Below are 8,120 nucleotides of genomic sequence, written 5' to 3'. Positions count from 1 at the left end.
GCGTGGCTCCACGCGTCGGGCAGCGCGCGGGCAACCATGTCTGGGTGAAAGTTGTAGAAGACGGCAGCGACCAGCTCTGGTCCCACTGGGCCGAGGGGAGCCGCCCGGCACGCGAAGTAGCTCATCCAGCCGCCGCGTAGCCCTAGGGCGTCCGTGGCCTGTCTGGTGTCGGGAGCGAAGTAGGTGATCGCGTGGTACGGCTCGAGGACTCGCCACATCCGGCGCGCGCGGTTCTCCGTCATACCGTCGATCCAATCAGAGTGGCCGGTACATGATGTGAAGGCCGACGTAGCCGAGGCGAGGGTGATTGAACGCTTGGGGGACCGTGCCGATGATCGTGAAGCCGAGGTCCTGCCAGAGCTTGACCGCTCGGTCGTTCGTCTCGACCACGGCGTTGAACTGGATCGAGCGGAAGCCTTCGCGGCCGGCCCACGCGATCATGTCCTCGCAGAGCGCGCGGCCGACCCCCTTGCCGCGTCACGAGGCGTCCACCATGAAGCTCGCGCTGGCCACGTGGGAACCAGGACCCGGCCGGTTCGGGTACATGTTGGCGCTGCCGAGAACGGTGCCGTCGGGATCGACCGCGACGGTGGTGCGGCTCAGCTTCGCCGCCGACGGCGACATCCAGAGGCCCCGGGCCTGATCCTCGGTCAGTGCGGGGTCGTAGGCGTAGGTCTCCCGGGCGGTCACGATGTCGTGGAAGAACGGCCAGATGGCGGGCCAGTCGTCCGCAGTCGCTTCCCTGATCTCCACGCTGTCCTCTTCCGTCGTCCTTCTTAGTGCGAAAAGCATCACGCCCGCAGCGGTGAATGCCAACAGGTTTGTCCGGACCTTGAATAGACTCTCAGGGGATGACTAACACGGTGGTCCATGGGTTGCCGCGCTGGAGTCTGGCCGTGCCCCCGCTCGCTCTCGTTGTGCTGGTGCTGTCCTGGGGTCGCGACCTCGGCGCAGTACTGCTCATCCTGGTCTGCGCCGGTCTGGGTGCGGCCGTGATCGCCGCCGTGCACCACGCCGAGGTGGTGGCGCACAAGGTCGGCGAACCCTTCGGCACCCTGATCCTGGCGCTCGCGGTGACGGTGATCGAGGTCGCGCTGATCGTGACGCTGATGGCGTCCGGCGGCGACAAGGCGGCATCGCTGGCGCGGGACACCGTGTTCGCGGCGGTGATGATCACCTGCAACGGGATCCTCGGACTGGCGCTCGTGGTCGGGTCGCTGCGGCACCGGACCCAGGAGTTCCGGGTGCATGCGTCCGGCAGCGCGCTCGCCGTGACGACCGCCCTGGTCACGCTCAGCCTGGTGCTGCCGACGTTCACCACCAGCACGCCGGGAGCGACGTTCAGCGGAGCGCAGTTGGCCTTCGCCGGTGTGGTCTCGCTGGTGATGTACGGAATCTTCGTGTTCGTCCAGACCATCCGCCACCGCGACTACTTCCTACCGGTCGAACCGGAGCAATCCCCAGTCGATCCGGCGGCTGAAGAGGTCGAGACACACGCGGCTGCGCCAAGTGGGAAGGTGGCGCTGGTCAGTCTGGGGTTGCTGTTCCTCTGCCTCATCGCTGTAGTCGGGCTGGCGAAGACGGTCTCACCCAAGCTGGAGTCCGCCGTCGAATCAGCCGGGGCTCCGGTGGCCGTGGTTGGTGTCGTCATCGCTCTACTCGTGTTGCTGCCGGAGACGGTTGCCGCAGTACGGGCTGCTCTTCGGGATCGGCTGCAGACCAGCCTGAATCTCGCGCTCGGCTCGGCCCTCGCCAGTATCGGCCTGACCATCCCCGCCATCGCGCTCGCCTCGATCTGGCTCGACGGCCCGCTGGTGCTCGGCCTTGGTGGCAAGGAGATGGTGCTGTTCGCGCTGACCGTCGTGATCAGCATGCTCACCCTTGCCACCGGCCGGGCCACCCTGTTGCAGGGCGCCGTTCACCTGATGATCTTCAGCTCGTTCGTCTTCCTGGCCGTCAGCCCTTGAGACGCTCCAGCTTGCCCAAGTAGGTGATGACCTCGTGCTGATGGTTGTACTTGGCCCAGCTCAGAGGAGTCGCGTCGTACGACGCGTCGCGGCTGGTCGGGTCGGCGCCCAGCTCGACCAGCTTCTTCACGGTTTCGAGGTGACCGTTGCCGGCGGCCTGATGCAGGGGTGACGCGAGCACCCTGGCGACGATGTTGAGGTCGAACCCGAGGTCCTTGAGCGGCTGGATGGCCTCGGTCCGCCCGATCTCGGCCGCACGGATGATCAGGTACGGGTTGCGTTGCACGACCCGAGCCGCGAGTTCCGCATCGATCTGCGGGGTCTCGCCTCGCATCGCGGCGGCGAACACCTCGTGCACCTCGTCCAGTGGGGCCGCCCCGGCGTTCTTGAGCAGCTCGGCGACCTCGGTGTGTCCTTGGACAGCGGCCAGTTCGTAGGCGCGGTGTCCGGAGAAGATCGGGTGTTCCGTACCGCGTCCGTCCGGATCGGTGCCCTGCGCAAGGACCAGCTCGACCCGGTGGAGCAGGCCTTCGGATGACGCGAACACCAGCTCGTCCTCCAGCAACTGCGGTGGGGTCGGGTGGGCGACGGTCATCCGCTCGTGCCACGGACCACCATCCCCCTTGCCCAGGCCGAACTCCAGCAGCAGCTCGAGATGATCATCGCTGTACGGCGGTGAACATCCGAGGCCGCAGTTGTAGATCGTCTGGTTGTCGTTGGGATCGGCTCCCGCTTCGAGCAGGATCCGGGCGAGTTCGAGCCGGCTCTGGTGGGGCGGCTGGTTGCCTTCGCCACGGCCGAAGGCGCCCGTGACCGCGGTGAAGGGTGAAGGGAAGCCCTGCCAGAGGTAGCCCGCATTCGGGTCGGCGCCGTTGTCCAGCAGGAGTTTCGCGATCGCCGGCGGCGCTGACGGGGCTACATCGAGGCGCGAGTAGCTGAGGTAGAGCAACGGCTCCCAGCGGTAGGGACCACCCTCGCGGGCGGCGAGGTCGGGATTCCGCTCGAGCTCGGCCCGGACCGCTGCCGGCTCACCGGCCACGACCATCGTATAGATGTTGCTCAGGGCAACTTCAGGGAACTTGTCCAGCAGTTGGCGCGCCGCGCTCCGCCGGGCCGGGTCGTCCTGGCCGTAGTGCAACGTGGCCAGGCGGAGGAACTCGTCGGCGCGTTGGCTCGGCGTATCCAGGGGACCGCCGACCGGTTGGCGGTGCGGCGAGCGGCTGTACTTGTCGACCAGTTCGAGGTGCCGGCCGAGTCGCGGCCAGCTGGGGAAGCCGTAGCTCCGGGCGATCACCAGTTGGGCGTCGGCCAGGGTGTTCACCGGGTGGAACTCGTCAGCGAGTGCGACGGCCTCGGGTTCAGCGGCGTTGACCTGCTTGAGCAGGGTTTTCGCCTGCTTGCGCAAGTGCTCGAGGTTCGGGTCGTCCGGCAGTCTTCGGGTCGGCATAGCGACCTCCTCTCAACATGCCTGCTGTCCGCGTCGTCAGGCGAGAAAGGAGGTGGGCCTGGTAGTGCGCAACCTCGAAGTCAGGTGGGCTGAGCCCTTCCCGCGGACCGGTGGCACCCTGAGTGCCTGAGCCAGACCGTACTCCGGGAATGTCGCCGGCGGCAACCCCCTCAGGGGGCCTCCATCCACCACTCGGTGAACTCGTGAGCCCGGCCGTCCTTGTCCAGCCGGATTACCCACAGGTTGCTGAACTCGGCGGGCGGATCGGTCAGATACGTCGTCCAGCCGCGGACGAATCCGACGCCGTCCCCGAACCCGAGCACCTGGTATTCGAAGGTCGTCTCACCCGGCGCGTCGGCAACTTCCAGCCAGGCGTCGACGATCGCATTCCGCCCCAGCACCGGCTCCTCATCCGGCCGCCGGTAGAACGCCGCGTCCTCGGTCCACAGGGCCGCGATGTCCGCGGGATCGTTGGACTCCCAGGCCCGCCGGTACAGGTCGACCCACCGATCCAGCTTCTTCTCCCGCATGCCAGCATCTTGCCGCCTGATCGCCTCCCCGCCTGGCAGGCGGGGCCGCGAGCTCAGCGGATCCGGCCGGTCACGCCTCAGTCGCCGGTGCGGCCGTCGATCCGTTCGCGGAGCAGGTCGGCGTGGCCGTTGTGCCGGGCGTACTCCTCGACCAGGTGGATGTACAGATGGCGCAGGGAGTAGTCGCTGTCGTAGTTCGGGCGGGAGAACGTGTAGTCCAGGTCGTACCCGCTCGCGAGCTCGTTCGACAGCCGGACCGTCTCGCGGAACGCCGCGAGATCCTCCTCGACCCGAGCCGCGTCGACCAGCTCGAAGTCACCGTCAGGATGCTCGTCGGTCCACAGTTCGAGCTTCACCGGCTGCCCGGCTAGGCAGAGCTGGAACCAGTACCGCTCCACCTCGGTCAGATGCCTGACCAGCCCGATCAGTGTCATCACCGACGGATCGATACTCGCTGTCACCAGTTCATCACCGGTCAGCCCGGCGACCTTCCACAGCAGCGTGCCGCGGTGGTAGTCGAGAAAGCCCTGCAGAAGCTCGCGTTCCGGCGCGATCCGGGGCGGATCCACCCGGAAATCCTCGGCCGTCGTCACGCTGTTGAGCCCTCGGTATCGCAAATCACTCGGGTAAGCCCTTCTGGTGACGTACACTGTCGGTGACGGTCCGCCCAGTTCTGCCTCGGACCATTTGGCAGTCGACCCCCAAGCGCCGCGGCCCCTTGGCCGCGCCGGGCAGGACGACCCCCCGATTTTCCTTTGGAGTACCACTATGGCGGCACGCCGCCCCACGTCCAGTTCCACCACGTCTACCCAGCAGTCCCAGAACCAGCAGATTCAGAACAGGCAACAGCCCCAGCGCACCCAGGGTGAGGCCCCGGCGCGCTCCCGCCGCCGCCGTACCGGTGCCCGCGGCAACAGTCAGAGCCCGAACACTTCAGTCCGCGCCACGGAAGCCGCGCCGAGCACCTCGTACGACGAGGTCGAGGTCCAGCTGGCTCCGGACGGCCGGAGCTTCGCCGAGCTCGGTGTACCGGCCGTGCTGGTCACCGCACTCGCGGCAGCCGGGATCAACGACCCGTTCCCGATCCAGTCGTCCACGCTGCCGGATTCGCTGGCAGGCAAGGATGTTCTCGGTCGCGGCCGGACCGGTTCCGGCAAGACCTACGCGTTCGTCCTGCCGGTCCTGGCCCGGCTGGCCGCGTCCACGTCGAAGCGCCGGCCGAACCAGCCGCGCGCGCTGATCCTGGCGCCGACCCGTGAGCTCGCCACCCAGATCCAGGCCTCGATCACGCCGTTGACCGACGCGCTCGACCTCCGGACCATGACGATCTTCGGCGGTGTCGGCCACGGCCCGCAGATCACCGGCCTGCGCCGCGGCGTCGACATCGTCGTCGCCTGCCCCGGCCGGCTCGAGGACCACGTCAAGGCCGGTCACGCGAAGCTCGATGCCGTCGAGATCACCGTGCTGGACGAGGCCGACCACATGGCCGACCTCGGCTTCCTGCCGGCCGTTCGCCGGATCCTCGAGGCGACCCCGCAGCGCGCCCAGCGGCTGCTCTTCTCGGCCACGCTCGACGCGGGCGTCGACGTCCTGGTCAAACGGTTCATGAACAATCCGGTCACGCACAGTGTCGATTCGGCGCAGTCGCCGGTCGCGAAGATGACCCACCACGTGCTGCACGTCCAGCCCGACACCCGGCTGCCCGTCCTGGTCGACCTGACCGCCGCGCCCGGCCGGACGCTGGTCTTCACCCGGACCAAGTACGGCGCCAAGTCGCTCACGAAGAAGCTGATCGCCCAGGGCGTGCCGGCGGTCGAGTTGCACGGCAACCTCTCGCAGGGTGCCCGGACCAGGAATCTGGAGGCGTTCTCCGACGGCTCCGCGAACACCCTGGTCGCCACGGACATCGCAGCTCGCGGCATCCACGTGGATGACGTCTCGCTGGTGATCCACGCCGACCCGCCGATCGAGCACAAGGCCTACCTGCACCGCTCTGGCCGTACTGCGCGAGCCGGCGCGGAGGGGACGGTCGTCACTCTGATGACGGACGACCAGGTTCGCGACGTCCGGGACCTGACCCGCAAGGCCGGGATCGCCCCGACCGTCACCAAGCTCCGTACCGATGACCCGCTGCTGGCAGTGCTGGCGCCGGGCGAGCGGACCTTCGTGACCCCACCGGTGAGGTCCACCTCCGAGTCCGAGTCGGTACGCCGTACCGGTGGTGGCCGGGGTGCCTCGGAAGGACGGGGTCGCGGTGGAGGCCGTCGCCGCGCTGCCGGACCGAGCGCTGGACCGCGCAACGGCGCGAGCCAGGGAGCGCGGAACGGGGCCGTCCAGGGATCCAAGTCGCGCGGCAAGGCCCGCAGCGGTTCGGCCGCTCCCAAGAGTTACAGCACGACCACTCCGGGAGCGAGCAGTCGCCCGGCAGGTGCCGCCGCCTTCTCAGCCGGTGCAGGTTCCGGCCGCCGCGGCCGCTGAACTAGTCGATGAGAGCCGGGCCCGGTCAGGTAAATCTGACCGGGCCCGGCGTTCTGTTGCCCGGGGCACCTGGGCGGTACGGTTCGCTGGTGAACACCGTCGCGCAGATCTTCGTCGCCCTGGCAGGCGTCTTCCACCTCGCTGTCTTCGCCATGGAGAGCGTGCTCTTCCGCAAGCCGAGCACCTACCGGCGGTTCCTGATCAAGACCCAGGAAGAGGCCGACGTCGCCCGTCCCTGGGCCTTCAACCAGGGCTTCTACAACCTCTTCCTGGCTCTCGGTGCTCTCGGCGGCCTGATCGCAGGCGGCGACGAAGGCCACGCCATCGCTCTGTTCGCCTGCGCCTGCATGGCCGGCGCCGGCATCGTCCTGCTCGCTTCGGACCGCCGGATGGCCCGCTCCGCCGCCCTCCAGGCGGTTCCGCCGGTGGTCGCCCTGATCCTCGCCGCCGTGTCCTGAACTCTCAAGGCTGCTTGAAGGCGTCTTGACTTCAAGTGCAGTTGATGTCCGAGGGTGCTACCCATGACCACCACGGCGGACGATCCCACCACCGCGAAGGCCCCTGCACCGAAACCCGCTGGCGTGCTGTCGCCGGAGTACCGGGCTTTGACGGTAGGGATGGTCGCGTTGATCACCCTGGTTGCCTTCGAGTCTCTTGCGGTGACCACGGCGATGCCGACGGTGGCGCAGGCTTTGGACGGTCTGGCGTTGTACGCGCTGGCCTTTGGCGGACCCCTTGCCTCGGGTGTCGTGGCGATGGTGATCTCGGGGACCTGGAGTGATCTGAAGGGCCCGACGCGGCCACTGTGGCATGGGACCGCTTGGTTCCTCGGCGGCCTGGTGATCGCCGGGTTCGCGCCGACCATGGAGGTGCTGGTCGTCGGGCGGATCGTCCAGGGGTTCGGCGCCGGCCTGCTGACGGTCGCGCTGTACGTCGTGGTCGGGCATCTCTACCCGGCCGCGCTCCGGCCAAGGATCTTCGCCGCCTTCGCGACAGGCTGGGTGGTGCCGTCGCTGGTCGGGCCGGCGATCGCGGGACTGATCGTGGAGCACACCAGTTGGCGGATCGTCTTCCTCGCAGTACCGGCGCTGGCGATTCCGGCCGCGCTGGTGATGCGCCCGGGACTTGCCCATCTGGGCTCTCCGAAGCCAGCGGAGAAGAAGAGGCTCTGGGATCGGCGTGCGCTGTGGGCGGTCGCGGCGGCGGTCGGAGTCGGCCTGTTGCACTACGGAGGTCAGCAGCGCGGCGTTCTCCAGTTGGTCCTGGTGCTCGTCGGGCTGGGCGGAGTGGTGGCCTTCGCGCCGAAGTTGCTGCCCAGCGGTACGTTCGCGATCCGCTCCGGTCTTCCGGCGGTGGTCGCTCTGCGCGGGCTGGTCGCGGCTGCCGGTTTCGGGGCCGAGGTGTTCCTGCCGTTGATGCTGACCCGCGAGCGTGGCCTCTCGCCGTCGTTGGCGGGCCTCGTGCTCACTGTGAGCGCGCTCAGCTGGACCGCGGCCTCGTGGTACCGGGGTCGGCCGCACCAGCCGTTCGCGCCGCACGTCTTCCTGCAGGCGGGGATGGTCTTCATCCTGTTCGGGATCGCGCTCGCGACGCTGACGCTCAGCCAGCACGTGCCGGTCGCCGTCGGGATCCTCGGCTGGGGGCTGACCGGGCTCGGCATGGGGACCGTGTTCCCGACTGTCTCGGTGCTGGTGCTGG

At 68.3% G+C, this 8,120-nt stretch carries 9 protein-coding genes and 1 pseudogene; 4 read left to right on the top strand and 6 right to left on the bottom strand.

The window, feature by feature from the left end:
* The 3 genes and pseudogenes from VFG33_RS35800 to VFG33_RS35790 all read right to left on the bottom strand — a co-directional run.
* Positions 1 to 242 (bottom strand): helix-turn-helix domain-containing protein (locus VFG33_RS35800; protein WP_414673011.1); only part of this gene is annotated, 242 nt, incomplete at its 3' end.
* Positions 243 to 255: 13 nt separating this feature from the next.
* Positions 256 to 465, bottom strand: a pseudogene (locus VFG33_RS35795) (GNAT family N-acetyltransferase); the annotation flags it as partial.
* Between the two features lie 12 nt (positions 466 to 477).
* A complete protein-coding gene (locus tag VFG33_RS35790; protein WP_325057462.1) occupies positions 478 to 753 on the bottom strand; it encodes a GNAT family N-acetyltransferase in 276 nt (91 codons plus the stop codon).
* Between the two features lie 98 nt (positions 754 to 851).
* On the opposite strand from VFG33_RS35790, the gene VFG33_RS35785 reads away from it, so the two are divergent.
* Positions 852 to 1,967, top strand: a complete 1,116-nt coding sequence (locus VFG33_RS35785; protein ID WP_325057461.1) for a calcium:cation antiporter — start codon at positions 852 to 854, stop codon at positions 1,965 to 1,967.
* On the opposite strand, the gene VFG33_RS35780 is transcribed toward VFG33_RS35785, so the two are convergent.
* The 3 genes from VFG33_RS35780 to VFG33_RS35770 form a co-directional block, all read right to left on the bottom strand.
* A complete protein-coding gene (locus VFG33_RS35780; protein ID WP_325057460.1) occupies positions 1,957 to 3,414 on the bottom strand; it encodes an ankyrin repeat domain-containing protein in 1,458 nt (485 codons plus the stop codon). The genes VFG33_RS35785 and VFG33_RS35780 overlap by 11 nt on opposite strands.
* A 170-nt stretch (positions 3,415 to 3,584) precedes the next feature.
* A complete protein-coding gene (locus tag VFG33_RS35775; protein WP_325057459.1) occupies positions 3,585 to 3,944 on the bottom strand; it encodes a nuclear transport factor 2 family protein in 360 nt (119 codons plus the stop codon).
* Positions 3,945 to 4,021: 77 nt separating this feature from the next.
* Entirely contained in the window at positions 4,022 to 4,537 is a 516-nt protein-coding gene (locus VFG33_RS35770; protein WP_325057458.1) for a DinB family protein, read from the bottom strand.
* A 175-nt stretch (positions 4,538 to 4,712) separates the two neighbouring features.
* On the opposite strand from VFG33_RS35770, the gene VFG33_RS35765 reads away from it, so the two are divergent.
* The 3 genes from VFG33_RS35765 to VFG33_RS35755 form a co-directional block, all read left to right on the top strand.
* A complete protein-coding gene (locus VFG33_RS35765) occupies positions 4,713 to 6,422 on the top strand; it encodes a DEAD/DEAH box helicase (protein ID WP_325057457.1) in 1,710 nt (569 codons plus the stop codon).
* 89 nt (positions 6,423 to 6,511) lie between these two features.
* Entirely contained in the window at positions 6,512 to 6,880 is a 369-nt protein-coding gene (locus tag VFG33_RS35760; RefSeq protein ID WP_325057456.1) for a DUF1304 domain-containing protein, read from the top strand.
* 63 nt (positions 6,881 to 6,943) lie between these two features.
* A partial coding sequence (locus VFG33_RS35755; protein WP_325057455.1) for an MFS transporter occupies positions 6,944 to 8,120 on the top strand: 1,177 nt, incomplete at its 3' end.

Source organism: Kribbella sp. (genome assembly GCF_035687465.1).
Lineage (GTDB): Bacteria > Actinomycetota > Actinomycetes > Propionibacteriales > Kribbellaceae > Kribbella.
This window is presented reverse-complemented; position numbering and strand designations above follow the sequence as displayed.

Bases quoted from the DNA above. Each gene is read 5' to 3' on its own strand.
- VFG33_RS35785 (WP_325057461.1), top strand. From the start codon at position 852: ATGACTAACACGGTGGTCCATGGGTTGCCGCGCTGGAGTCTGGCCGTG.
- VFG33_RS35765 (WP_325057457.1), top strand. From the start codon at position 4,713: ATGGCGGCACGCCGCCCCACGTCCAGTTCCACCACGTCTACCCAGCAG.
- VFG33_RS35775 (WP_325057459.1), bottom strand. From the start codon at position 3,944: ATGCGGGAGAAGAAGCTGGATCGGTGGGTCGACCTGTACCGGCGGGCC.
- VFG33_RS35780 (WP_325057460.1), bottom strand. From the start codon at position 3,414: ATGCCGACCCGAAGACTGCCGGACGACCCGAACCTCGAGCACTTGCGC.